This is a genomic window from Bradyrhizobium sp. 62, assembly GCF_023073035.1.
Classification (GTDB): Bacteria; Pseudomonadota; Alphaproteobacteria; order Rhizobiales; family Xanthobacteraceae; genus Bradyrhizobium.
Genome location: NZ_JADPIT010000009.1, coordinates 55,107 through 76,199, shown reverse-complemented (window position 1 = coordinate 76,199; position 21,093 = coordinate 55,107). Strand labels below are relative to the sequence as shown.

Below are 21,093 nucleotides of genomic sequence, written 5' to 3'. Positions count from 1 at the left end.
TCACTTGAGCGTATAGAGAAACGCCGCGATGTCCCGCGCGTCCTTCTGCGGGATACCCATTCTCGGCATCGCATTGCCCGGCAACGCCCGCTGTGGATCCTCGATCCAGTCAGCCATGTTGTCCGGCGAATTGTGGATGTAGCCGGCGATGTAGGTCCGCGTGCCGATCCGATGCAAGGGTGGGCCGACATTGCCTTCGGCGCCGGCAATGCCGGGAATATCGTGACAGCCGCCGCACTGGTACTGCTTGACGAGGTCGGCGCCACGACGCGCGTCGCCGGTGAAGTTGTCCGGGCCCGCAGCCTCGCAGGCGGCGGTAGCGGTAGCCAGGAGTGCAGTGACTAGCAATTTCGCGATCGGATTTACCATCGCTGCTCCGCTCGGCCGATCAGGGCTTCTGGCCGAAGTTGAAGGACTTGGTGGCAGACCAGGGATCGGTCGTCGAGACCTGCTCGCTCGGGACTTGCTCGACCTCGGGCGATGGCAGATTGGCCGAAAAGGTGCGGCCCCATTGGTGGCTTGGTTCGTTGCTGATCTTGCCGATATAGGTGACGAGGTCCCAGATCACGCTGTCGGGCAGCACGCCGCCCCAAGCCGGCATTCCGTTCGGCCGCCCCTGGTAGATCGAGAGAAAGATGTTCTCGGGCTGCGCTCCGTAAGTAAAGATGTTGTTGCTCAGCGCTGGCCCCATGCCGCCGCCGCCATTCGGCGCGTGACAGCCGACGCAGTTGAAGTTGACATAGTAGGTCATCCCGCGCTGCTGCGCGTTGGGATCACCTTGCACGGGATTCTTGATTTGGGGCGGGTCCGGCTGCGCGCCGGGATGGAGGTGACTGACCGGGACCTGCATGAAGACGCCGGGGCTGCCATTGCCGACGCTGCCACCGAAATTCGGGCGCGGAGACAGCGTCGGCATCTGCGCCTCCTGCGACTGCGGCAAGGTCTGCTGGGCCAGCCCTGCACCATTCGGCAAGACCGCCAGCAGCAACGACAGGGCGCTCGCGCGCATTGCTGGAGCAGACATCACTCATGTCCTCCCGATACCGTGACGGGTTGGTCCACCAGCGGAACGCCGTAACTGCGCAGCAGCGAGGTGATCTCGGACCAATGCTCGTCGATGAACTCGTTCAGCCGGTCGCGCAAGGCGTCGTCGCCTTTGCGCACGCCCATCGCGATGGCGAACTGGAACTGCTGAGGTGAAAAGCGTTCGTAATCCCGGATCGGCGTGACCGTCAGCGGGACGAGGGAGTATTGGGCGAAATATCCGCCGAGGGGGCCCCAAGCTGCGGCGACATCGAGGCTGCCGCTTTCGACGGCTTCGATCAGGCGTGCCGGCGGATCGGCCTGGCGATAATCGCCGTAGATGGAGTAGCCGCGGACGTTATCGACGATGCCTTGGTCGCCGAGCGCCTGCGCAGGCGGTGGATTGTTGCCGTCGTCGCCGATCAGATGCACGCCGATCACGAGGTGATGCAAGCGCGGGTCGAGCAGGGACGAAAGGTCGAGGTGCCGGTCCTGCCGCGTGACGAACACATAGCTCGAGCGATAATAGGGCTTGGTCGTCTCGACGAGATCATAGCCGGACGGTACGCCCATCACGACGTCGCATCTGCCGGCTTTCAGTGTGTTGCGGATGAAGCCGCGGCGCTGCGCCCACCAGGTGTAGGTGACCTGCTGGCCGAAATGCTCGGCCACCATCGTCGCGAGCCTGTTCTCGAATCCTGCTTCGGCTTTGTTCGAGAACGGCAGATTGTTGGGATCGGCACAGACGCGAAGCTCGCGATCCGACGCTGCCGCCGCCGTGGTTGCAAGCCCAACCAGAAAACCAAGGGCGATGCCCGGACAACTATTTCGAAGGCGCATGGCTGGTATCCTCACCATTTGCGCCGCCGAGCTTGAAGACCAGCAGTTCGCTCCCGCCGGCGGTGTAGAACGGCAGATCCTGCGTCGCGCCGGTGAACCCCAGCGCACCGTTGCGCACCCGCGGATCGACCTCGGCATTGGCCACCACACCCGGCCAGCCGCCGACGCCCGACAGGATCGCGACGTATTGCTGTCCGTCGGAGCCGCGATAGGAGATCGGTTGGCCGATGAACCCGGATCCGGCGCGGAATTGCCACAGCACATGTCCATCCTTGGCATCCACGACTTTGAAAAGCCGATCCATGGTGCCGTAGAAGGCGACATCACCTGCTGTGACCAGCGCGCCGCTCCATACCGGCAGCTTCTCGTGGATCTCCCAGACCTTCCTGCGCGCGATTGGATCCCACGCCATGAACTCGCCGCGATAGCCGCCGGGGCCGGCATACATATCGACGTCTGCGCCGACATAGGGCGTCCCGGCGATGTAGCCGACCTGAGAGGCCTTGAAGCTCATGCAGAGATGCTGATGGGGCACGTAGAGAAGTTTTGTGCGCGGTGACCACGCCGTCGGTTGCCAATCCTTGGCGCCCGGCGCGCTCGGGCAGATGTTCTCGACGGTCTTGCCGACAAGCGGCGTCTTCTCCTCGTTCGGGATGATCTTGCCGGTCTTCAGATCGACGCCCTTGTAGCTGTTGACGAAGTCATAAGCGTCCGCCGAGATCACCTCGCCAGTGGCGCGGTCCATGACGTACATATAGCCGTTGCGGCCGGGGTGGATCAGCACCTTGCGCGGCCGTCCATTCAGTTCGAGGTCGACAAGCACGTTCTCATTGATTTCGTCGTGGTCGAACAGATCGTGCGGGTTGATCTGGTAGGCCCATTTGGCGCGACCGGTGTCGGGATCGCGGGCAAAGATTGTGGTGCTCCAGAGATTGTCGCCGCTGCGCTGGTTCGCGTTCCAGGGACTCGGATTGGCCGTGCCGTAGTAGACCAGGTTCAGATCGGGATCGTAGGAGATCCAGCCCCAGACCGTGCCGCCGCCAACCTGCCAGCGGTCGGCGGGCCAGGTCTTCACGCCGAGATCCTGGCCTTTGAGATTGTCGTAGAATGGCTTGAAATCGTCGCCGATCAGCACGTCCTTGTCGGGACCTGTCGAATAGGCGCGCCAAGCGATGGCGCCGGTGGTCTCGTCGAGCGCGGTCACCCAGCCGCGCACGCCCAGTTCGCCGCCGCTGTTGCCGACGAGAATTTTGCCTTTCACCGCGATGGGAGCCATCGTGATCGTTTCGCCCTTGTTGATCTCGCCGAGCTTCGTGTGCCAGAGCTCTTTGCCGGTCTTGGCGTCGATGGCGACGGTGTGGTTATCGAGCGTGTTGAGGAAGACCTTGCCGTTGTCGAAGGCCAGCCCGCGATTGACGACGTCGCAGCAGGCAACGCCCGCGGCTGCGGGCTCCGGCTTCGGCGCATAGGACCATTTCAACTCGCCAGTCGTGGCATCTAGCGCGAACACGCGGTTGGGATAGGGGCCGGCATAGGGACCGACCACATACATGGTGCCGTCCACCACGAGCGGCGCCGCTTCCTGGCCCCGGTCGGCGCCCACCGAGAAGGTCCAGGCGAGCTGGAGGCGCGAAGCATTGGACGCGTTGATCTGGTCGAGCTCGCTGTAGCGGGTGTTGGCGTAGTCGCGCGCCGCCATCGGCCACTGGCCGGGATCTTTCATGCGGCTGGCGAGATCGCTTTGTGCTGACGCGGATGACAGCATCGCGCAGCAGGCGCAAAGGATGGCCGGAATCCGGTTGAGCAGACGCGTGAGACCACGCACTAACATATGTAAAGATCTCCACGGCAGGGATGCGGCCGTGCCGCATTGCAGGCCGGCTTGCGGACGTACAAACGTTCCGACTTCCCTTGGTTCCAAAAAGCGGCGATTGACGCAGCGCTATCTCACCACGTTGCCGGATACGCCGGCGCCGAGGTCGACTGATATCTGATCTTCCTTGCCGTTACACTTGGGATGGCCAAATCCCGACGGGCTTTTGCCGTCGGGGCCGATGTCGTAGATGATCGCGTCCTTCATGTTGGGGCTGACTCCGGCCGGCACCCGGTCAAGCCCGAGCTGGTGACGCACGCGCCAGGCCACGTTGTGATCCGCGCAGGAGCTGTCGCCGCTGACGCCCAGCGCGCCCGTGACGCCGTTGCCGTCATAGAGCGCGAGCCCACCTCCGAACACGATCGTGCCGCCGATCGGCTTGCCCACCATCGGATCCTGAGCCGTGCCGAAGTTGTCCGGAGATCCGGCGTACAAGGCTTCCTGGGATGGTGGGTTGCCGAGTGCCGCGCCGAACAGGAACCCGCCCGGCTGCGCACCTGCATAGAGATTGGCGGTCGCCATCGCCTTGTCCTTCAGGCTGAACGCATTCGCTGTGTTGGCCTTCTCGGCCGCGATGGCACGGCTGCCCAGCCACTGGTCGTCGACCTTGCCGCCGCTGTAGGCAATTGCGCAGACGACGCCCTGCCGATTGACGACGGCAGCCCATTCGTTGTTGTCCAGACCTCCGTTGCTGGGGCCGCCGCCCGACTTGACGCTCTTCTTGAGGATATCGGCGAGCTTGTCATGGTCGACCGGGCACGACATCCCCGGCTGGGGTTGGTCCTGCGCGTTCAAGGCTGCAGGCACCAAGAATGCTGCGGTGAAGATAGCCGTTATCGCCATGACGGATCGTTTTTCCATGTGGCCTCCGTGGAGTGTCGCAGTCGGCAGGCGAACGTTCGAACAGAAGTTGCGGTTCCTATGCCGTATCGCTCAGCCCGGATGTTGAAGGGAGCGGCAGGTGGGAATGGCCGCCGTTCGCAGTCAGCCACCGGTGAGCAAAGAACAACGCCGCGCCGGTATAGAGTAGGCCCATGGGCACCCACATCAGGATGCCGGCGAGTTGCTGGTCCTCGAGTGCCGAGAGGCCGAATTCACCGGCGAGGGCGCCTTGACCGGGGATCCACAGCCGCGGCGACACCGTCAGCAGAGCCCCGAGCACACCCGAATGCAAAATCGTGATGAACAGGCACGCGACGGCGATGCCGTCGCGAATTCGTGTGCTACGGCCCTGACCGCGGCCATGCAGCAGCACCCACCAGAACAACAGCGCGGTCGCAAAGAAGCTGATGTGCTGGAGACGATGGATCGCCGTATTCTCGAGCGCCCATGCATATAACGGCGGTGCGTGCCAGACCCAGAGCGCTGCGCCGTGCAGGATGGTCGCGCTCATGGGATGGCTCACAAACCGCCACGGCCACGCCAGTATCGGCAGATTGAGCATTCGACCCGCCGCCGGGCGAAGCCGGGCCGGCAGGCTCCACAGCATCGGCCCATTGATCCGGGCAAACGCCATCAGCGGTGCCGCGACCACCATCAGCAGTTCGTGCTCGACCATATGTGCGGTGAACAGACGCTCGCCGAGCCAGTGCAGCGGCGAGGTCACGGCAAGCGCGGCCACCAGCCATCCTGTCCAGAATGCGGCGACCTGGCGGAAGCTGACGCCACGGCCGCCGCCCGCATGATGCCAGAGCCGCTGCGTTCCGACATAGAAGGCGATACCGACGGCATAGAGCGGGGCCATCAGCCAGGGATCGTAGCTCCACAGCGAGCCGGGATCGACCTCCGATAGTCCATGCGCATCGGCCGGCGCCGTGAACAGCGCGAGCAGCAGTGCTGCAAGGCTCAGCGCAGGCATGGGCTGATCATGAGCGAGGCGGCGAACTGGTTCGCGATCACCAGCGCAAACAGCACGCCGGAGCCGACGCCGAGCCAGGCCATGAACGTTCGTGGCCCGCCGCCTTGCGCATCCGTCCATTCAGCCCCCGCCCCGCGTCGAACCGCGCGGGCGGAAATGACAGTGCCCGCGAGGGCGACGACAGCCAGAGCCGCACTCATGATCGCGCCGCTGATCCTGGTCTGTTCGCAGGCGAAGTGCGCGAGCACGTAGATGCCCTGCAAATTGATCCCCCACGCGATGGGCCCGAGCGCAACGCCGGCCCAGTAAAGCAGTCTGGAACGTCCCTCGGCTGCGGTCATAGGCGTGGTACCCAATCGAGCAAGACATAGAGCGGCAGCCAGGCGAGCACGACGAAGTTCCAGTAGAACACGTTGTCGGTCACGTCGCTGAACCGGCGCGGTTTCGCATGGCGCGTGAACATCAACACCGCCAGCACGACCGTGTCGCCGACATCCGTGGCAAGGTGGGTCGTGTGCAGCCCCAGAATGAGCCATACGATCGAGCCATAGGCTGAATTGTCCCAGCGGGTGTTGAGATGCGCGAACTCGAAGCCGCGCAGCACCAGGAGCGCGATGCCGATCAAGGCCATCACGATCAGGCCGATCCGCGCCTTCGCGAGATCCTGTCGGTGTGCGGCGCGGTTCGTGAACTCGTTGGGAATGATGCTCAATAGATAAATCACCGTCTCGACCGTCCCCGGCCAGAGATCCGGCGGGGATGCTCCGATCGGCCAGGTCGGGTTGACTGCGTAGAGATAAAGGTAGGCGCCGATGGCAATGGCAAAGCCCATGCCTTCGAGCGCCATGAAACCCATGGCGCCCCACCACGGGCCACTACGCGGGCCGTAGCCGTAAGTCGGCAGGTCCGAGACGTCGCGGACGATAGTCTGTCTCACTCCTCGTCCTCCTTGCTGCCGGTTGGCCAGAACCAGCCGATCAAAGTCACGGCCATCGGCGGCGTGCCCCAGAGCACCGCCCAGGGCGTGAAGATCGATCCGATGAAGAAGATCGTCGTTGCGATCGCCGCAAGCAGCGGCCAGATACTCGGCTCGGGCGAAGCCTCGCGGATCTGGGGCTCGGCTTCCGCAAGCGAGGTCAGCAGGACCTCGCGCCGCTCGGCGCTCAGACCCGCGACTACTGGCAGGCTCTCGCTGTCGGCCCACAGCGGATCGCGGTGCTTGACGACCGGAATGCGGTCGAAATTCTGCGGCGGAGGCGGCGACGAGGTCGCCCATTCCAGCGTCGAGGCATCCCAGGGGTTGTCGCCCGCAAGCGCGCCCTTGCGCAGGCTGTAGACCACATTGGCCAGAAGCAGCGCGAAGCTAAACGCGAAAACGAGAGCACCGCCGCTGGACACGAGGTTCAGATGCGCCCAGTCCATGTCGGCGGTGTAGGTATAGACCCGGCGCGGCATTCCGATCAGCCCGAGAATGTGCATCGGGAAGAAGGCGACGTTGAAGCCGATGAAGGCCAGCCAGAAATTCCAGCGCCCTAGTCTTTCGCTCAGCATGCGGCCGGCGATCTTGGGAAACCAGTAGTAGACCGCGCCGACCAGCGGGAAGACGGCGCCGCCGATCAGAACATAATGGAAGTGGGCGACGACGAAATAGGTGTCGTGCACCTGGGTATCGATCGGGACCGAGGCGACCATCACGCCGGACAACCCGCCGAGCACGAAGATCACGATGAAGCCGATCACGAACAACAGCGGCGTCCGGTACACCGGACGTCCGTCCCAGAGCGTTGCCAGCCAGCAGAAAATCTGCAGCCCGCTCGGCACCGCGATCAGCATGCTGGAGGCCGTGAACAGGGCCGCACCGAGTTGGGGCAAGCCCGTGACGAACATGTGGTGGACCCAGAGGCCGAACGACAGGAAGCCGGTCGCGATCAAGGAGAGGATCACCACGGGATAGCCGATCACCGGCCGCCGCGCGAACGTCGCGAGGATCGCCGAAACCATTCCCGTGCCCGGGATGAAGATGATGTAGACCTCGGGATGGCCGAAGAACCAGAACAGATGCTGCCAGAGCAAGGGATGGCCGCCCGATGAGGAATCATAGAAGCGGGTATTGACGAGGCGATCCAGGATCAGTGACGTCGATGCGACCATGATCGAGGGCATTGCGAACATCACAAGGAAGGCCGTCACCAGCATGGCCCAGACGAACAGGGGAATGCGGTCGAGCGTCATCCCTGGCGCGCGGAGCTTGAACACGGTCACGACGATCTCGACGGCGACCGCGAGCGCAGCAACCTCGGTAAAGGTGATCATCTGCGCCCAGACATCGGCGCGCTTGGTCGGTGTGAACTGCAGGCTGGAGAGGGGAACGTAGGAAAACCAGCCGACGTCGGGGCCGACGTTGAACAGGAAGGAGGTCCACAGGAAGCAGCCGCCGAACAGAAACATCCAATAGCTGAAGGCATTCAGGCGCGGAAAGGCGATGTTCCGCGTGCCGACCATCAACGGCACCAGATAGACGGCGAACGCCTCCATGACAGGCACGGCGAACAGGAACATCATCGTCGAGCCGTGCATCGTGAAGACTTGATTGTACTTGTCGGCCGAGAGAAACGTCTTCTCCGGCCCGGCCAGCTGAATGCGCATCAGGACCGCAAGGATGCCGCCGAGGAGCAGGAATACGAACGCCGTGACGATGTAACGGCGGCCGACCACCTTGTGGTCGACCGACATCAGCGCGCCGGTTAGTCCGGACGGCGTGCGCCACACCCGCTCGAGCTGCGTCGAAAGCTGCAGACCGTTCAGGACGTCGTCCCGCAATTCATTTGGTTCAGCGGCCATGCTCACTTGAGCTGCTCCAGATAATGAATGATCGCGATCAGCTCGTCCGATTGCAGCGGCATCTTCGGCATGAGATTGCCGGGCTTGATGTGCTGGGGATCGGCGATCCAGGCGCCGAGCGTCGCGGGAGTATTCGGCAGCGTTCCCGCAGCGATCGTCGTGCGGCTGCCGATATGCGTGAGATCCGGGCCGAGCTGGCCGCCGGCCAGCGTGCCGCTGATGTTGTGGCACAAGGCGCATCCGCGCGCCCGGAACAGAGCCTCGCCCTGCTTGCCGAGCTGATCCGCGGGGTTACTCGCGCTCTGGTTTTCATGGTCGCGCCAGCGGCCGAACTCGTCGGGGGACATCGCGATCACGGCGAACGCCATGTGGGCGTGCTGGATCCCGCAGAACTCGGCGCATTGACCGCGATAGATGCCCGCGTTCTTCGCCGTAAATTGCAGCTCATTCTTCTGCCCGGGGATCAAGTCCATCTTGCCGGTCAGGCTGGGCACCCAGAAGCTGTGGATCACGTCGGCGGATTCCAGCTCGACTTTAACCGGTTGCCCGGTCGGGATCCGGATCTCGTTGGCGGTCACGAAACTCTGGTGCGGACTATCGGCCTCATAGCGGACCTCCCACCACCATTGGTGACCGATGATCTTGAGTGTGTGGGTTTTCTCGTCCTTGGCAAAGACGGTGCGCTGACCGGCATAGCTGACCAGGGAGAGGCCGAGCACGACGACGGTGGTCGCAATCCCAAGCGCGAGGATGACGCGCCCGGAGCGTCGTTCGAAGGGCTGGTGGAGGTCCAGCGGCTGATCGGCTGCGCGCTTTCGGCGCAACAGCCCCACACCCAGAACGATGACGACGGCAGTCCAGACGATCGCCGCGACAATGAGGAAGAGAAACAGCGTGTGACGAATCTGCTCAGACTGTAGCCCTTGAGGGTCGAGCGCCGACTGCTGGCCCGCGCACGCGGCAAGCGGCCAGGTCATGCACAACACCAGAACCCTTTGCACCCGGACCTGCATTGACGTTTTGTCGCACTCCGCTTCACAGGCGGAACCGGTCAGGCCTACAAAGGTTCCTATGCGCAACCGGAACGGTTGGCCGACGAAGGACATGTCCGACATCGATCATCGGGCTAAAACGGCCAGCCCTTCACGGCGATCACGATCGCCGCATCGCCCGCGGCCATCAGCAACAGGACGGCAAGACTGGCGATGATCGCACCCGGCTGGGCAAGCACGCGCAACTCTCCGAGCATGTGTCGGCTCCAAAAACGCAGCAATGCCGCGACGACCCTGAGGGTTCCTGCGGACGTGCCGGGAGTTGACCTGCGAGCGCCGGAACGAAGGCTCGAGATCGCGCGTTCCTGCGACGAATTCGAGGGTTCACGTGCCGCGCTATCATTTCGATCTGGTCGATTCGAAGACCGTTGCAGACGAGGGAGGTGCTGAATTGCCCGACGACATCATGGCCCTGGATGTTGCCGAGGAGATCGCCAGGAGACTTCTTGCGGAGCGTCCCGAACTCAGAAATCGTCATTTTTCCATCCTGGTCACGAACCAAGAGGGTGAGGAGATCGGGAAGGTACCCCTTGATGTCCTGCACTGAAGCCCTGGCCTGACATGACGTTGAGGATCGGCGTGATCTCGGATACGCACGGCCTTCTCAGGCCGGAGGCCGAACGCCGTCTTGCGGGGGTGTCGCATATCCTCCACGCCGGTGATATCGGCGCGCCGGAGGTTCTGGAGAGGCTTTGCCGAATAGCACCGGTCACCGCCATCAGGGGAAACGTCGACGTCGCCAGTTGGGCGAAGCGCTATCCCGAAACCGAAACAGTGCACCTCGGCGCTCGTTGTTTCTACCTCCTTCACGATCTCAAGGCGCTCGCCATCGACCCCGCGGCAACCAATGTGAACGTGGTGATATCAGGACATTCGCATCGGGTGCAGGTCAACACGATCAACGGAGTGCTTTTCCTGAATCCCGGAAGCGCCGGTCCAAGGCGCTTCAAGCTGCCGATCACGCTGGCAACGCTCGAAATGGATGAGGGCGGCGACCTGCGCCCCACCATCCATGAGCTCGACGCGTGAACGACGTGCGTGCGTGCCAGCTAGTGAGTATTCGACTTTTGCCACCGCTCCAGATCAATCGGGGGACGCTTTGGGTCGATCTGCTCCTTCTCGGGATTCCCCTGCCAAGGCTCGTCCGTCTGCCGGTGGGTTGGCAAATCAGTCTGCTGTCGCGGATCGTCGACCGGGGTTTCTCTGGGGTCGTTTTCAGGTGCTTTCGCTCTCGGCATAAGTTGTCCTCTTTATGGTCTGTCGACGCGGCGGCACGCGATCAGCGTACGCCAGCGATAATTGCCGCGACGCGGCGCGAATGCTGATCGACAATGACGAGATCGTTTCCGGCGATCAGATATTGATCGCCCCAGAACCCGTTCAGCACTTGGGTGACTTCGGGCGGCAAATCGGCAACCTCGGTCTGGCGCGGCACAGACGTACCGATCATCATTTCGAAATTCGGGCGATCCATCGTCGGGCCATGCGCCGATGAGATGGTGGCGCGGAGCTGCTCGCGTTGCTGATCGTTGAGGCCAGTCGGCTGGGCGCTCTGCTTCACATCCCGCGCACGGGCGCCGGTCGTGTCTTCATTGCCAGCCGGGTTTTCCTTGGCCGCTTTGCTGACTGCTTCGCGTTGCGTGGGAACTCCCGTGCCGACCGTTGTGGCAGGGGCACCTTTGTCGGCGCCTGTGGAGGGGCGGCCCAGATAGTCTGTTGCCCCGAACATCTGGGGCACGGCGAACCAGACGATGAAACCTACAAACAGGACCGCGGCCACTCCCGATCCTGCCATCATCAGCTTCCGGGTGCCGTCCTTCTCCGTTTCACGCGATAGATACTTGACCATGAACAAAAAGCCTTCGGTATGAACTGCGGAGTCAACCCGCGCAGGAATCGTTCGTTCCTACGGGCATGCATGGGCATCGATCAGGAACGACCGCCGCCGCATCTCATTGCCAGCGCATGAGGTCGCGAGACCGAAGCAAGGAGCATGCAATGACCAAAATGCCCCCCGTACCGCCGGAGCAGCGCAGCGACAAGGGACCCGGATCTGATCCAAAGATCGAGACGGACGAAAAGCTGCCCGGCCGCGAGAACTTCGACACCCAGGGACGTCACGGCAACATCAAACAGAACACGACAAACCAAGGCTACCAGCAGGACCGATGAATGCCACACAAGAACCCAGGCACTGAACGCTTTGGTGGTCCGGGCTCCTCGCGGCAGGATCGCAAGCACCCTGAAAAGGGAGGTCGCGACCTTGAGTGCCCTGCGCCCGGAACGCCCACCAACGACCGCAAATCACACGTCTCGTGAGGCGGTGGTGAGCGCGATCAACATCACACGCATAATGATCGTGAGAGGAGCTGAGCAATGCATAGGACAAGTTCGAGCTTGATGCTGATCGCCTTCCTGGCGAGCGCGTCGATAGGGGCCGCCTCGGCGCAGAGTGGCGGGGGTGGGGGCGGCGGCGGTGGCGGTTCGGGAGGATCGGGCGGAGCAAGCGCGAGCAGCACGAGCGGCGGCACCGGCGGTGCGACAAGCCCCGGGTCAGCCGGCGGTGCTTCGAGCCTTGGGTCTGCAGGTCCTGGGTCTGCAGGTCCTGGGTTGACAGGTCCTGGGTCTGCAGGTCTTGGGTCTGCAAGTCCTGGGTCGACAGGTCTTGGGTCGACGGGAGCGACAAACCAGGCGGGGGATGTATCGCCCAACCTGGTCAATCCAGCCGACGCGGCCGCGGCTTCGCGCGGCACGACGGCTACCGGCACGAACACCGCTGGAACGGCACAATCAACGGGTAGCGGCCCGCAAGGATCGACCACTGTCGGGCGGGCCGGCAATCCCGCAGGAGGCACCAGCAGCGGACGGATCGACGGAACTGCGACACCCGGTCCGTCGATGCCGGGCGATGCCGAAATACGCTCCGAGAACTCTCAGGATTCGCACGTCGATCGAAAGATCAAGAGCATCTGCAAAGGCTGCTAGAGTGGTGATCAGGACGCCGGGCTTCCCGGCGTCCAATCGAGGTCATCCTCGCTTCGAGGTTCGGGGTCGGGCGAGCAGGGCTTGATCTTCAGGTCGTCCTCGAGCCTGGGCTTGCCCTCGCCCTCGCTGCTTTCGACCAGATCAGCGTCTTCGGCTCTCTTCAGCGTTTCCTCTTTGGTCGAAAATGTCCGGCTCAGTTTTTCGTCATCCTTGAACAGGGCATACGCCATCTCGGTCCTCACAGTTTGATCATCGGCAACTTTGACGGCGGCCGTCACGCGCGGCCACCGCCAATGCTACGGCTGCCACTTCCGCTTGCGCTTGAGACGTTGCGCGCCGTTTCCCCTTTTTCCTTTGCCGTGCTTCACGGCGGTCCGTCTCGACCTTTCTTGCCATTTGTACCTCCTTGTCGCTGGGGTGAACCTCTAGTCGACTTCCCTGAGACTGCTCAGGATCGCAAGGTGACGCTGGATGATGGGCAGCGACATCTGTGCGACCTGCTGTTCGCTGGGGTTGCCACCGGATCGCAAATACGAATTGTTGAGCGCGAGCAATTCACGGTGTCCGCGGATCTGCCCCTGCACGTACATCCGGTCGAAGGGACCCGACGGTGTGGCCTGAAGGCGCTGAAGCAGGGCGGCATGATCCGGCCGCAGCGGTGCCGATCCCGGCGCTGCTCCGAGCGCGCTCGCGACCTGGACCTGTTCGGTGATCTCTGCATTGGCGAAGTTGACGATGTCGGGATTGCCGGTGCGCGTCAGGGCGAGCTGACTCGTCTGCATCGCAAACGCGCCACCCATGAGGTCGGCCGTTCGAAAATCCCGCTGTGGGACTGGCTTGGATTGCGCAGCGTAGATCGATAGTCCGAGGCCGCCCAACGCAAGTAAAAACGATCTTCTCAGCATGATGAATCTCCAATGTTGGATTCACAAGACACTGCGACCGTTTCGAACGTTCCTATCGTCACATAAGCAGCCGAGCGATGCTCCACCGAGCGCCTTCGGTGGCATGAGATGAGCAGGCAGGTTAACGCAGGTTATTGGCAGGGGGAGTGTGTCATGATCATAGGAACGGCAACCTGGAGGAGGGTTTGTCCATCATCCAGATGCCGACCGACGCACGAGCAGATTCATGCAAGACAGCAATTCATCCAGCTTCCCGATTTCCGCGGGTGTCCTTCTCGGGCTTGGCCTGGGCGGGTTTTTTGACGGCATCGTGTTTCATCAGTTGCTGCAATGGCATCATATGTTAAGCGGCTGGTACCCGCTCAACTCCATCGACAACGTCAAGCTCAATACGACCTGGGACGGCATCTTCCACAGTGCGACTTATCTGCTTGTGCTGCTCGGCCTGTATGTGCTGTGGCAACGGGCGCGCAGGTCCGACATTCACCTGTCGGGCAGCCGGTGTCTCGGAGCGGTCTTGCTCGGTTGGGGCATCTTCAATCTGGTTGAAGGCGTGGTGGACCATGAGATATTCAAGTTGCATCGGGTGAATGAGACCGTGCCCGACGAACAGCGTATCTTCTGGGACATCGGCTTCCTGCTATGGGGTGCGGCCATGTTGGTGATCGGCGCAGCCATGACACGCGCCGCCACGCAAGCGAGGGTACATGCGGAAAGCAGTCTACAGGCTCGCTAGAGAGACCCCGCCAGCTCTGGTCTACGCCCTTTTTATATTGCTGCTGTTGCTCGCGACAGCACCGGCCTTTCGCATCGTGCTGTTTGGTGTGTCGCTGGATGATCTCCTGCAACTACGTTGCTTCAATCCCAATTGATGCGCAGTTATCAACGCCTCATGTCCGCCCGGAGGTAACATGGTCGAGTTCAGGCTTCCGAAACACTCCCGCGTCGAAAAGGGAAGGATCTGGCCCAAGCCGGACAGCAAATCGTTGCGCGAATTCCAGGTCTATCGCTGGAATCCCGACGACGGTCGCAATCCCCGGCTCGACACCTACTTCGTCGATATCAGCGATTGCGGGCCCATGGTGCTGGACGGCCTGATCTGGATCAAGAACAACATCGACTCCACACTGACGTTCAGGCGGTCCTGCCGCGAAGGCGTGTGCGGCTCCTGCTCGATGAATATTGCCGGCCAGAACACGCTCGCCTGCACCAAATCCATGAGTGAGGACGTCCCGAACGGCGAGCCGTTGCGCGTGCTGCCCTTGCCGCATCAGCCCGTGGTCAAGGACCTCGTTCCCGACCTGACGAATTTCTACGCCCAGCTTGCATTGATCGAGCCTTGGCTGCAGACCGTGTCGCCCACGCCGCAGAAGGAATGGCGGCAGAGCCATGAGGATCGGGCGAAGCTCGACGGGCTGTACGAATGCATCCTCTGCGCCTGCTGCTCGACGTCTTGTCCAAGCTACTGGTGGAATTCCGAGCGTTTCCTGGGCCCAGCGGCTTTGATCCAGGCGGCGCGGTGGGTCAATGACAGCCGCGACGAAGCGACAGGCGAGCGCCTCGACAAGCTTGAAGACCCCTTCAGGATCTATCGCTGTCACACCATCCTCAACTGCGCGAAGGCGTGTCCCAAGGGCTTGAATCCGGGCGAAGCGATTTCCGGATTGCGCCTCAAGATGGTCGAACGGAAGTTCTGATCGGAGATGGACGCTCCCCGCAGAAAGGAACGATGGCTGCGGCGTAGGCTTATCGACCAAACTGGAGGCGCCTGATGGGCAAGAAACAATTCGCCGCTTTGCCGTTCACGCTGAACAATTCCGAATTGCGCGTGATGCTGATCACGACCAGGCGTAAGGGCAGGTGGAGTGTCCCGAAGGGGTCGCCGATGCGCAAGACCGAGCCGCATCGTACGGCTGCGCTCGAGGCATACGAGGAGGCCGGTCTTGTTGGCGTCACCGCAAAGCGCGCGCTCGGGTCCTTCAAGCATCGCAAACGGAAGGGTGATCGCAAGCGGACCATGAACGTTGCCGTCTTTCCCATGAGGGTCCACGGGCAGGAGCGCTGGTGGCCGGAAAAGGGAGAGCGCGAAGCAATCTGGGTGTCGCCGAAGAAGGCGAACCGTCTGGTACACAAGGCGCAGCTTCGGCGTCTGATCGCCCGGTTTGCGGCGCAGACGGAGAAGACCGCCTCCTTACCGCTGGGCGACGGCCCAGGAACCCGCGTCTCGTCCAGCTATTCAAGGTAGATGAACCAGCAACCGACCGGATTCGCATTCGAGGAGCGACCGCCTCATGAGGTCCTGGCCGCTGCGATCAAGCGGCGCTGCGCCATCCTGTTCGTCGGTGCCGGCATCTCGATGGCTGTCGGCCTGCCGTCTGGCAGTCTCTGATCGACCACCTGCTGGATGACCTTGGACTTGAGCGCAACGTGATCGATGGAATGCACGGCTGCTATCAGATGCTGGCTGAGTACTACCGGCTTAAGCGCGGCGGAATTGGCCCGCTCCGCAGCTGGCTCGACCGCAACTGGCGCGTCGACCCGGACAGGATCGCGGCCTCGCGGCTCCACAAGCTGATCGTGGAGCTCGATTTTCCGACCATTTACACCACGAACTACGACCGCAACCTCGAGACAGCCTTCGACGTCCTGGAAAAGCCCTACGCCAAGATCAGCAACGCAAAGGATATTGCGGGCGCCCGTTCCGGCGTCACACACATCATCAAATTCCATGGCGACTTCGACGACGATGCCTCGCTCGTCCTGACCGAGACCGACTTCCTCAACCGGCTCGCGTTCGACTCGCCACTCGATATCGGTTTCGCGCCGATGCCTTGGGAAGCACGTTGCTTTTCATCGGATACAGCATTGTCCGATCCCAACATTCGGCTCCTGCTGCACCGGATTTGGCAGAGTTGGGAGGAGTCCGGGCACCGCCAGGACCGACCGAGGTCCTTCGCTTTCGTCACGCAGCGCAATCCGGTGCAGGAAGCGGTATTGGCGAACTGGGGCATCACCACCATCGCGCCGCCCGATGGCGTCAGCCCGGATGATGGTGTTACCCGGTTCTTGCTGGACATCCGCCAACGTAATGACCGAAAGAAGTGAGTGCCTCAACTGCGCCGCCACGATGCGCGCCCAGACCAAGACCACCGGCGAACACGATAGCCGTGAGCATTTGCTCTGCTGCCATGGGGCGCTCGGCTCAGCGGCGGGATCGGTCAGAACGGGGCTCGATTGCCAGTCCGCAAGCGGGACTGGTCACCGATATCCCCTATATCGCCGGGCATAGGCATAGCGAGGATTGACGCCGCAATAGGCGTTCGTTCCCGATGCAGTCGCCATGCACTGAGCGTAACTGGCGAACTGGCAGTTGCCCGGATAGCCCCAGACGCGGCCCTGAAGGCAGTAGCGGTCTTGTGCGACGGCCGCCGTTGGGGAGCCGATCCCCGCCACGAGCGCGAGAGACGCGGCAGCCAGGAGCAATCGATGTTTCATGAAAATCTCCAATTTCAACATTGAACGTCCCTCGTGAAGCGGCGTTCCAAAGTGCAACGTTGACGGCTCCTTTTCTCGGGTTCGACGTGAATCGTTAACCTGTGTGAAGCCGTTCGATGCCGATCGCGATTAAGGTGACGGATGTCCTCGATCGGAAGCCGTATGCCTGACCAATCTCCCAGCCTTAGAAATTTCACCATCAATTTCGGTCCACAGCATCCCGCCGCTCATGGCGTGCTCAGGCTCGTGCTCGAACTTGACGGCGAAGTCGTCGCACGGGTCGATCCGCACATTGGTCTTCTGCATCGGGGCACCGAAAAATTGATCGAGGCCAAGACCTATCTTCAGGCGATCCCCTATTTCGACCGGCTCGACTATGTCGCTCCTTTGACGCAGGAGCACGCATTTTGCCTGGCGATAGAGAAACTGATCGGGCTTGAAGTTCCGCGGCGAGGGCAGCTGATCAGGGTACTCTATCACGAGATCAGCCGCATCTTGTCTCATCTTCTGAACGTCACGACGCAGCGATGGACGTGGGGGCCTTGACGCCCCCCCCTTTGGGGCTTCGAAGAGCGCGAGAAGCTCATGGTGTTCTACGAGCGTGCGTCCGGCAGTTGGATGCATGCCAACTATTATCGCCCCGGCGGCGTGCACCAGGATCTGCCACCAAAACTGATCGACGATATCGAAGCCTGGTGCGATCCGTTCCTGCGCGTCGTCGACGATCTGGATCGTTTGCTCTCGCTCAACCGCATATTCAAGGCCCGAAACGTCGATATAGGCCGGGTGACGCTCGATCAGGCCTGGGCCTGGGGTTTCTCCGGCGTGCTGGTACGGGGGTCGGGCGCGGCCTGGGACTTGCGAAAGGCACAGCCCTACGACTGCTATGCCGAGATGGACTTCGACATCCCCGTCGGCAGGAACGGCGACTGCTACGACCGCTATCTCATCCGCATGGAGGAGATGCGGCAATCCGTGCGTATCATGAAGCAATGCATCGAGAAGCTGAAGTCGGCCGACGGCCAGGGCCCGGTGCTCGTGCAGGACAACAAGGTCGCGCCGCCGAGACGTGGCGAGATGAAGCGTTCCATGGAGGCGCTGATTCACTACTTCAAGCTCTAGACGGAGGGCTTCCACATTCCCGCCGGCGAGGTCTATGTCGCCGTCGAGGCACCGAAGGACGAGTTCGGTGTGTTCCTCATCGCGGACGGGACCAACCGTCCCTAGAAGTGCAAGATCAGGTCGCCGGGATTCGCCCACCTGCAAGCGATGGACTTTTCTCTGCAGGGGGCATTTGGTCGCGGACGTCTCGGCGATCCTCGGGTCGCTGGACATTGTCTTCGGCGAGGTCGATCGCTGACTGGAAAACCGCACTGGAGGATCAGCATGGATATCAGGGAAAGCTCCGCCATGACCGAAGCGTCGGGTCTTGTGGACGATCAGTTCACCGCGCAGAGCGGCTCGCACGCGCCGCACGGTGATACAAGAACAGGACTCGATGCGCGTTCCCAAGCGCCCTCGGCGCAATTGGCCGACCAACTGCAGAAGATGACCAGGGCAGCGCCGCTGCAAGCGGTCTTTGCGGCGTTTCTGCTGGGCGTTCTGGTGGCTCGGCGTCGCTAGACGTCGGCCAGGGCGTCCCTTTCATCGGACGACCCCGGCCGTTGCACGAGAATCAGGCCAACGCGTTCGTCACCGGCGGCTCGTTCATCTGCTCCACCTGTGCGCCGCTATCCGGCCGCGCCGGTCCGAGCACAGGCTCCTCGCCCAAAGGCTCGAACCCGGCGCGGAAGCTGAACGACCCCTGCCCGTCGAGCGAAGGACCTTCGCAGTAGCGCCCCGGCTGCAACGGCGCGGCGTTGCGTTCGGTGCCCATGAACATGTAGCTGAATTCGGTCGCCTCCTTGCTGCGGTCGAAGCTGTTCGGAATCGGCAGGGCGGCGTCCGCGCCCATCTCCTCGATCACCGCGAGCCATTGCTGTTGATGCATGGTGTCGCGCGCAATCAGGTAGCTCAGCATGTCCTGCATGCCGGGATCGCTGGTGGAGTTGAACAGACGCACGGCGAGGGTCCGGCCGGTGGATTCAGCCGCAACGTTGCAATACATGTCGGCGGCCAGATTTCCGCTGGCATAGACATGCGAACAATCGAACGGCACGCCGTCGCAATTGGCAGGGAAGGCAGCCATGCCGGTCGAGAGCAGATGCCGGTGCAGCATGCCCTCGATCACGTGCCGCGGCCGCTCGCCGCCGTTCATTACCGCGCCGACGACCGGATTGGCCTGCAGGCTGGTCTCCTGCATCGTTGCCGGCGCATTCTCGAGGTTTAACGCGACCGCGGTCGCGAGCATCTCGATGTGGCTGATCTCTTCGGTCGCGGTATTGAGGAGGACGTCGCGATATTTAGCCGGCCCCCGTGCGCCCCAGGCCTGGAAGAAATACTGAAGGCAGACGCGGATCTCGCCTTCGACGCCGCCGATGGCTTGCTGCAGCTGGCGGCGAAGATGGGATCGGGCTTCTCGACCTTGACGGGATATTGCAGTCGTTTGTCGAAGTAGTACATGCGCAGCTCCTTTTGTGTTGAGGCTATTGCGCAATGAGTGCTGCCGGGTTGCGTTCCTATGGAGTTTCTAGCGACTATTTTGAAAGCCATTAAATTGAGACGTGAACGCGATGCGGCCCCGGCGAGGAGAGGATTTCGCCGAGGCCGCTCTCATGCGCGCAACAGCAGGGAGCGCGCGTTAGAAAATTGCGAACCGCGAACCGTTAGCGCCGCGGCATGGTGCCGTTGGACGGTGGGGTCGTCTCGTTGCGCATGCCGGGAGGACTGGAAGCACCTTGTCCGCCCCGCTCGACATGGGTGATGCCGCCGCCACCGGAGCCGCCGGCTCCGCCCGAGCCGGCTCCTGCACCGCCAGCACCAGCGCCAGCACCAGCGCCAGCTCCAGCACCGCCGGCCCCGGCGCCCGCGCCGCCGCCCGCGCCACCTCCGGCGCCACCCGCACCACCGCCGGCGCCGCCTGCGCCACCACCAGCGCCACCGCCTGCACCTTGCGCGAACGCTGCGCCGACTGAAGCGCCTGCAAGCATTGCTGCCGTAAAGATCGTCAGGATCGTCTTACGCATCTGTCTTCTCCTTGAGGTTTCGATGTCGGACCAATCATGTGAAGCATCCACCGTTCCTAGCCGTGCAGCGCGATCAAGCTCTGTCCTCGACGACTCCGCGTCGATATTGCGAAGGCACGGCAACTTCGTCGAACCGTTCGGCGAGAGCATCGAGAGCCACGCGCATCTGCGGCCCCTGCATGGCCGCGCCGTGCCCGGTGACGACGATCTCTGGAGCGAGCGCGGCAAGTGCGCGCACCGATGTCTTCGCGCTTTCCCAATCGGGCGTGAAATACATCGGCGGCCCGTGCATCTCCGGTGTTTGCGTCACCGCGGCGTAAATGGATTCCTGCCGCGTCGTGATGAAGGCGTCGCCGGCGATCAGCACGCGATCGCGTTCGCGCCAGAGCGAGATATGCCCTGGGGTATGGCCGGGCGTATGGATCCACCGCCATTCCGGCATGAAGGGTACGCTATGATCAAAGGGAAGATCATAGAGGCGCGATCCGACGTTCACCGGCCTTGTCGGGAAGAGCGGAGAAAGCCGGGCGAGCAGCCCGCCACCGACGCTGGGATCGGCCGACGGATAGGATTGGCTTCCGTCAAGATAGGGATGCTCGGCCGCATGGGCATAGACCGGCACCTCCCATTCATTCGCCAGCGTTTCGAGAACGCCGACGTGATCGAAGTGCCCATGCGTCATGATGATGCAGGCGGGCCGGCCGTTTCCTCCGAATCTGGCCTTGGCGGCAGAGCGGATGGCGCCAGCCGATCCGGGGATGCCGGCGTCCACCAGCACCCAATTGCCGTCGCCGGCGTTCTCGAAACCGACGAAGATGACGTTGACGATCGCAAGCTGACGATAGGCGACGTCAGCGACGATCTGCCGCGTGCTGTCGTTGCGGTCGAGGTCGGATTGCGGGTGCTCCGCGTCGGCGGAAGAGGGAAGCGAGATCTGCGTCATGTTCATTCGGGTCCGATGTAATCAATTCTCTAGCGCTCAATCGTACCCATGCGCCGGATCTTCTTCTGAAGCAGCATCACGCCGTATAGCAGCGCCTCTGCGGTCGGCGGGCAGCCGGGCACGTAGATGTCGACCGGCACGACGCGATCACAG

Annotated in this window: 27 protein-coding genes and 3 pseudogenes; 10 read left to right on the top strand and 20 right to left on the bottom strand. The window is 62.5% G+C overall.

What is annotated here, in order from left to right:
- The 11 genes from IVB47_RS03905 to IVB47_RS35400 all read right to left on the bottom strand — a co-directional run bounded on the left by IVB47_RS03905 (position 1) and on the right by IVB47_RS35400 (position 9,684).
- Positions 1-369 carry a c-type cytochrome gene (locus IVB47_RS03905; protein WP_027570896.1) on the bottom strand — a complete coding sequence of 123 codons (369 nt, stop codon included), beginning with the start codon at positions 367-369 and terminating at the stop codon, positions 1-3.
- A 19-nt stretch (positions 370-388) separates the two neighbouring features.
- Entirely contained in the window at positions 389-1,024 is a 636-nt protein-coding gene (locus IVB47_RS03900) for a cytochrome c (RefSeq protein WP_247289206.1), read from the bottom strand.
- Positions 1,024-1,863 carry a substrate-binding domain-containing protein gene (locus IVB47_RS03895; RefSeq protein WP_247459977.1) on the bottom strand — a complete coding sequence of 280 codons (840 nt, stop codon included), beginning with the start codon at positions 1,861-1,863 and terminating at the stop codon, positions 1,024-1,026. Before IVB47_RS03895 ends, IVB47_RS03900 begins: the two co-directional genes overlap by 1 nt.
- Positions 1,847-3,628, bottom strand: coding sequence for a methanol/ethanol family PQQ-dependent dehydrogenase (locus IVB47_RS03890; RefSeq protein ID WP_256467789.1), 1,782 nt, complete (start codon positions 3,626-3,628; stop codon positions 1,847-1,849). The genes IVB47_RS03895 and IVB47_RS03890 overlap by 17 nt, the downstream gene beginning before the upstream one ends.
- A gap of 177 nt (positions 3,629-3,805) precedes the next feature.
- The gene (locus IVB47_RS03885; RefSeq protein ID WP_247459975.1) at positions 3,806-4,597 is read right to left on the bottom strand and encodes a heme-binding protein; all 792 of its coding nucleotides are present in this window, start codon (positions 4,595-4,597) and stop codon (positions 3,806-3,808) included.
- A 58-nt stretch (positions 4,598-4,655) separates the two neighbouring features.
- On the bottom strand, positions 4,656-5,594 hold the full coding sequence (locus IVB47_RS03880; RefSeq protein ID WP_247459973.1) for a cytochrome c oxidase assembly protein: 939 nt from the start codon (positions 5,592-5,594) through the stop codon (positions 4,656-4,658).
- Positions 5,582-5,935, bottom strand: coding sequence for a hypothetical protein (locus tag IVB47_RS03875; RefSeq protein ID WP_247358951.1), 354 nt, complete (start codon positions 5,933-5,935; stop codon positions 5,582-5,584). Before IVB47_RS03875 ends, IVB47_RS03880 begins: the two co-directional genes overlap by 13 nt.
- Positions 5,932-6,531, bottom strand: a complete 600-nt coding sequence (locus IVB47_RS03870; RefSeq protein ID WP_247459971.1) for a cytochrome c oxidase subunit 3 — start codon at positions 6,529-6,531, stop codon at positions 5,932-5,934. Before IVB47_RS03870 ends, IVB47_RS03875 begins: the two co-directional genes overlap by 4 nt.
- Positions 6,528-8,435 (bottom strand): cytochrome c oxidase subunit I, encoded by a 1,908-nt coding sequence (gene ctaD / locus IVB47_RS03865; RefSeq protein ID WP_247436166.1) that lies wholly within the window; start codon positions 8,433-8,435, stop codon positions 6,528-6,530. Before ctaD ends, IVB47_RS03870 begins: the two co-directional genes overlap by 4 nt.
- A 2-nt stretch (positions 8,436-8,437) precedes the next feature.
- On the bottom strand, positions 8,438-9,541 hold the full coding sequence (gene coxB / locus IVB47_RS03860; protein WP_247358954.1) for a cytochrome c oxidase subunit II: 1,104 nt from the start codon (positions 9,539-9,541) through the stop codon (positions 8,438-8,440).
- 20 nt (positions 9,542-9,561) lie between these two features.
- Positions 9,562-9,684 (bottom strand): hypothetical protein, encoded by a 123-nt coding sequence (locus IVB47_RS35400; RefSeq protein WP_018460395.1) that lies wholly within the window; start codon positions 9,682-9,684, stop codon positions 9,562-9,564.
- 131 nt (positions 9,685-9,815) lie between these two features.
- Between IVB47_RS35400 and IVB47_RS03855 the strand changes: the two genes are divergently transcribed.
- Both IVB47_RS03855 and IVB47_RS03850 read left to right on the top strand, forming a co-directional pair.
- The gene (locus tag IVB47_RS03855) at positions 9,816-10,034 is read left to right on the top strand and encodes a hypothetical protein (protein ID WP_027570906.1); all 219 of its coding nucleotides are present in this window, start codon (positions 9,816-9,818) and stop codon (positions 10,032-10,034) included.
- A gap of 14 nt (positions 10,035-10,048) precedes the next feature.
- The gene (locus IVB47_RS03850; RefSeq protein ID WP_247459968.1) at positions 10,049-10,516 is read left to right on the top strand and encodes a metallophosphoesterase family protein; all 468 of its coding nucleotides are present in this window, start codon (positions 10,049-10,051) and stop codon (positions 10,514-10,516) included.
- A gap of 20 nt (positions 10,517-10,536) precedes the next feature.
- Here the strand turns inward: IVB47_RS03850 and IVB47_RS03845 are convergent, their stop codons facing one another.
- Positions 10,537-10,725, bottom strand: coding sequence for a hypothetical protein (locus tag IVB47_RS03845; protein WP_247459966.1), 189 nt, complete (start codon positions 10,723-10,725; stop codon positions 10,537-10,539).
- 41 nt (positions 10,726-10,766) lie between these two features.
- Positions 10,767-11,336, bottom strand: a complete 570-nt coding sequence (locus IVB47_RS03840; RefSeq protein ID WP_247460026.1) for a DUF1236 domain-containing protein — start codon at positions 11,334-11,336, stop codon at positions 10,767-10,769.
- A 149-nt stretch (positions 11,337-11,485) separates the two neighbouring features.
- Here IVB47_RS03840 and IVB47_RS03835 point away from each other — a divergent pair, with 149 nt between their 5' ends.
- Positions 11,486-11,659: a hypothetical protein gene (locus IVB47_RS03835; RefSeq protein WP_247289218.1), complete on the top strand. Its 174-nt coding sequence runs from the start codon at positions 11,486-11,488 to the stop codon at positions 11,657-11,659.
- Positions 11,660-12,480: 821 nt separating this feature from the next.
- On the opposite strand, the gene IVB47_RS03830 is transcribed toward IVB47_RS03835, so the two are convergent.
- Together IVB47_RS03830 and IVB47_RS03825 are read right to left on the bottom strand one after the other, a co-directional pair.
- The gene (locus IVB47_RS03830) at positions 12,481-12,750 is read right to left on the bottom strand and encodes a hypothetical protein (RefSeq protein ID WP_247358961.1); all 270 of its coding nucleotides are present in this window, start codon (positions 12,748-12,750) and stop codon (positions 12,481-12,483) included.
- Positions 12,751-12,897: 147 nt separating this feature from the next.
- Entirely contained in the window at positions 12,898-13,377 is a 480-nt protein-coding gene (locus IVB47_RS03825; RefSeq protein ID WP_247459963.1) for a DUF4142 domain-containing protein, read from the bottom strand.
- 226 nt (positions 13,378-13,603) lie between these two features.
- On the opposite strand from IVB47_RS03825, the gene IVB47_RS03820 reads away from it, so the two are divergent.
- The 5 genes from IVB47_RS03820 to IVB47_RS03800 all read left to right on the top strand — a co-directional run bounded on the left by IVB47_RS03820 (position 13,604) and on the right by IVB47_RS03800 (position 16,482).
- Entirely contained in the window at positions 13,604-14,113 is a 510-nt protein-coding gene (locus IVB47_RS03820) for a DUF2243 domain-containing protein (protein WP_247459960.1), read from the top strand.
- 175 nt (positions 14,114-14,288) lie between these two features.
- Positions 14,289-15,074 carry a succinate dehydrogenase iron-sulfur subunit gene (locus IVB47_RS03815; protein ID WP_247290829.1) on the top strand — a complete coding sequence of 262 codons (786 nt, stop codon included), beginning with the start codon at positions 14,289-14,291 and terminating at the stop codon, positions 15,072-15,074.
- Positions 15,075-15,148: 74 nt separating this feature from the next.
- The gene (locus IVB47_RS03810; protein WP_247459958.1) at positions 15,149-15,622 is read left to right on the top strand and encodes an NUDIX hydrolase; all 474 of its coding nucleotides are present in this window, start codon (positions 15,149-15,151) and stop codon (positions 15,620-15,622) included.
- Positions 15,623-15,766 (top strand): hypothetical protein, encoded by a 144-nt coding sequence (locus IVB47_RS03805; RefSeq protein WP_247459956.1) that lies wholly within the window; start codon positions 15,623-15,625, stop codon positions 15,764-15,766.
- A 188-nt stretch (positions 15,767-15,954) separates the two neighbouring features.
- Positions 15,955-16,482 (top strand): SIR2 family protein, encoded by a 528-nt coding sequence (locus tag IVB47_RS03800; RefSeq protein ID WP_247459954.1) that lies wholly within the window; start codon positions 15,955-15,957, stop codon positions 16,480-16,482.
- A gap of 153 nt (positions 16,483-16,635) precedes the next feature.
- Here the strand turns inward: IVB47_RS03800 and IVB47_RS03795 are convergent, their stop codons facing one another.
- The gene (locus IVB47_RS03795) at positions 16,636-16,872 is read right to left on the bottom strand and encodes a DUF3551 domain-containing protein (protein ID WP_247402501.1); all 237 of its coding nucleotides are present in this window, start codon (positions 16,870-16,872) and stop codon (positions 16,636-16,638) included.
- Between the two features lie 162 nt (positions 16,873-17,034).
- Here IVB47_RS03795 and IVB47_RS35370 point away from each other — a divergent pair.
- Positions 17,035-18,232: pseudogene (locus IVB47_RS35370) on the top strand (NADH-quinone oxidoreductase subunit D).
- A 26-nt stretch (positions 18,233-18,258) separates the two neighbouring features.
- Positions 18,259-18,495 (top strand): hypothetical protein, encoded by a 237-nt coding sequence (locus IVB47_RS03780; RefSeq protein WP_247459952.1) that lies wholly within the window; start codon positions 18,259-18,261, stop codon positions 18,493-18,495.
- 52 nt (positions 18,496-18,547) lie between these two features.
- Here IVB47_RS03780 and IVB47_RS03775 read toward each other — a convergent pair.
- The 4 genes and pseudogenes from IVB47_RS03775 to IVB47_RS03760 all read right to left on the bottom strand — a co-directional run.
- Positions 18,548-19,434: pseudogene (locus IVB47_RS03775) on the bottom strand (manganese catalase family protein).
- A gap of 203 nt (positions 19,435-19,637) precedes the next feature.
- Positions 19,638-19,997: a hypothetical protein gene (locus IVB47_RS03770; protein ID WP_247459951.1), complete on the bottom strand. Its 360-nt coding sequence runs from the start codon at positions 19,995-19,997 to the stop codon at positions 19,638-19,640.
- A 73-nt stretch (positions 19,998-20,070) separates the two neighbouring features.
- Positions 20,071-20,940: an MBL fold metallo-hydrolase gene (locus tag IVB47_RS03765; protein ID WP_247459950.1), complete on the bottom strand. Its 870-nt coding sequence runs from the start codon at positions 20,938-20,940 to the stop codon at positions 20,071-20,073.
- A gap of 29 nt (positions 20,941-20,969) precedes the next feature.
- Positions 20,970-21,093 (bottom strand): annotated as a pseudogene (locus IVB47_RS03760) (NADH-quinone oxidoreductase subunit B); the annotation flags it as partial.

Bases quoted from the DNA above. Each gene is read 5' to 3' on its own strand.
- IVB47_RS03905 (WP_027570896.1), bottom strand. From the start codon at position 369: ATGGTAAATCCGATCGCGAAATTGCTAGTCACTGCACTCCTGGCTACC.
- IVB47_RS03900 (WP_247289206.1), bottom strand. From the start codon at position 1,024: ATGTCTGCTCCAGCAATGCGCGCGAGCGCCCTGTCGTTGCTGCTGGCG.
- IVB47_RS03895 (WP_247459977.1), bottom strand. From the start codon at position 1,863: ATGCGCCTTCGAAATAGTTGTCCGGGCATCGCCCTTGGTTTTCTGGTT.
- IVB47_RS03890 (WP_256467789.1), bottom strand. From the start codon at position 3,628: ATGCTGTCATCCGCGTCAGCACAAAGCGATCTCGCCAGCCGCATGAAA.
- IVB47_RS03885 (WP_247459975.1), bottom strand. From the start codon at position 4,597: ATGGAAAAACGATCCGTCATGGCGATAACGGCTATCTTCACCGCAGCA.
- IVB47_RS03880 (WP_247459973.1), bottom strand. From the start codon at position 5,594: ATGCCTGCGCTGAGCCTTGCAGCACTGCTGCTCGCGCTGTTCACGGCG.
- IVB47_RS03875 (WP_247358951.1), bottom strand. From the start codon at position 5,935: ATGACCGCAGCCGAGGGACGTTCCAGACTGCTTTACTGGGCCGGCGTT.
- ctaD (WP_247436166.1), bottom strand. From the start codon at position 8,435: ATGGCCGCTGAACCAAATGAATTGCGGGACGACGTCCTGAACGGTCTG.
- coxB (WP_247358954.1), bottom strand. From the start codon at position 9,541: ATGTCCTTCGTCGGCCAACCGTTCCGGTTGCGCATAGGAACCTTTGTA.
- IVB47_RS35400 (WP_018460395.1), bottom strand. From the start codon at position 9,684: ATGCTCGGAGAGTTGCGCGTGCTTGCCCAGCCGGGTGCGATCATCGCC.
- IVB47_RS03850 (WP_247459968.1), top strand. From the start codon at position 10,049: ATGACGTTGAGGATCGGCGTGATCTCGGATACGCACGGCCTTCTCAGG.
- IVB47_RS03845 (WP_247459966.1), bottom strand. From the start codon at position 10,725: ATGCCGAGAGCGAAAGCACCTGAAAACGACCCCAGAGAAACCCCGGTC.
- IVB47_RS03840 (WP_247460026.1), bottom strand. From the start codon at position 11,336: ATGGTCAAGTATCTATCGCGTGAAACGGAGAAGGACGGCACCCGGAAG.
- IVB47_RS03835 (WP_247289218.1), top strand. From the start codon at position 11,486: ATGACCAAAATGCCCCCCGTACCGCCGGAGCAGCGCAGCGACAAGGGA.
- IVB47_RS03825 (WP_247459963.1), bottom strand. From the start codon at position 13,377: ATGCTGAGAAGATCGTTTTTACTTGCGTTGGGCGGCCTCGGACTATCG.
- IVB47_RS03820 (WP_247459960.1), top strand. From the start codon at position 13,604: ATGCAAGACAGCAATTCATCCAGCTTCCCGATTTCCGCGGGTGTCCTT.
- IVB47_RS03815 (WP_247290829.1), top strand. From the start codon at position 14,289: ATGGTCGAGTTCAGGCTTCCGAAACACTCCCGCGTCGAAAAGGGAAGG.
- IVB47_RS03810 (WP_247459958.1), top strand. From the start codon at position 15,149: ATGGGCAAGAAACAATTCGCCGCTTTGCCGTTCACGCTGAACAATTCC.
- IVB47_RS03805 (WP_247459956.1), top strand. From the start codon at position 15,623: ATGAACCAGCAACCGACCGGATTCGCATTCGAGGAGCGACCGCCTCAT.
- IVB47_RS03795 (WP_247402501.1), bottom strand. From the start codon at position 16,872: ATGAAACATCGATTGCTCCTGGCTGCCGCGTCTCTCGCGCTCGTGGCG.
- IVB47_RS03780 (WP_247459952.1), top strand. From the start codon at position 18,259: ATGGATATCAGGGAAAGCTCCGCCATGACCGAAGCGTCGGGTCTTGTG.
- IVB47_RS03770 (WP_247459951.1), bottom strand. From the start codon at position 19,997: ATGCGTAAGACGATCCTGACGATCTTTACGGCAGCAATGCTTGCAGGC.
- IVB47_RS03765 (WP_247459950.1), bottom strand. From the start codon at position 20,940: ATGACGCAGATCTCGCTTCCCTCTTCCGCCGACGCGGAGCACCCGCAA.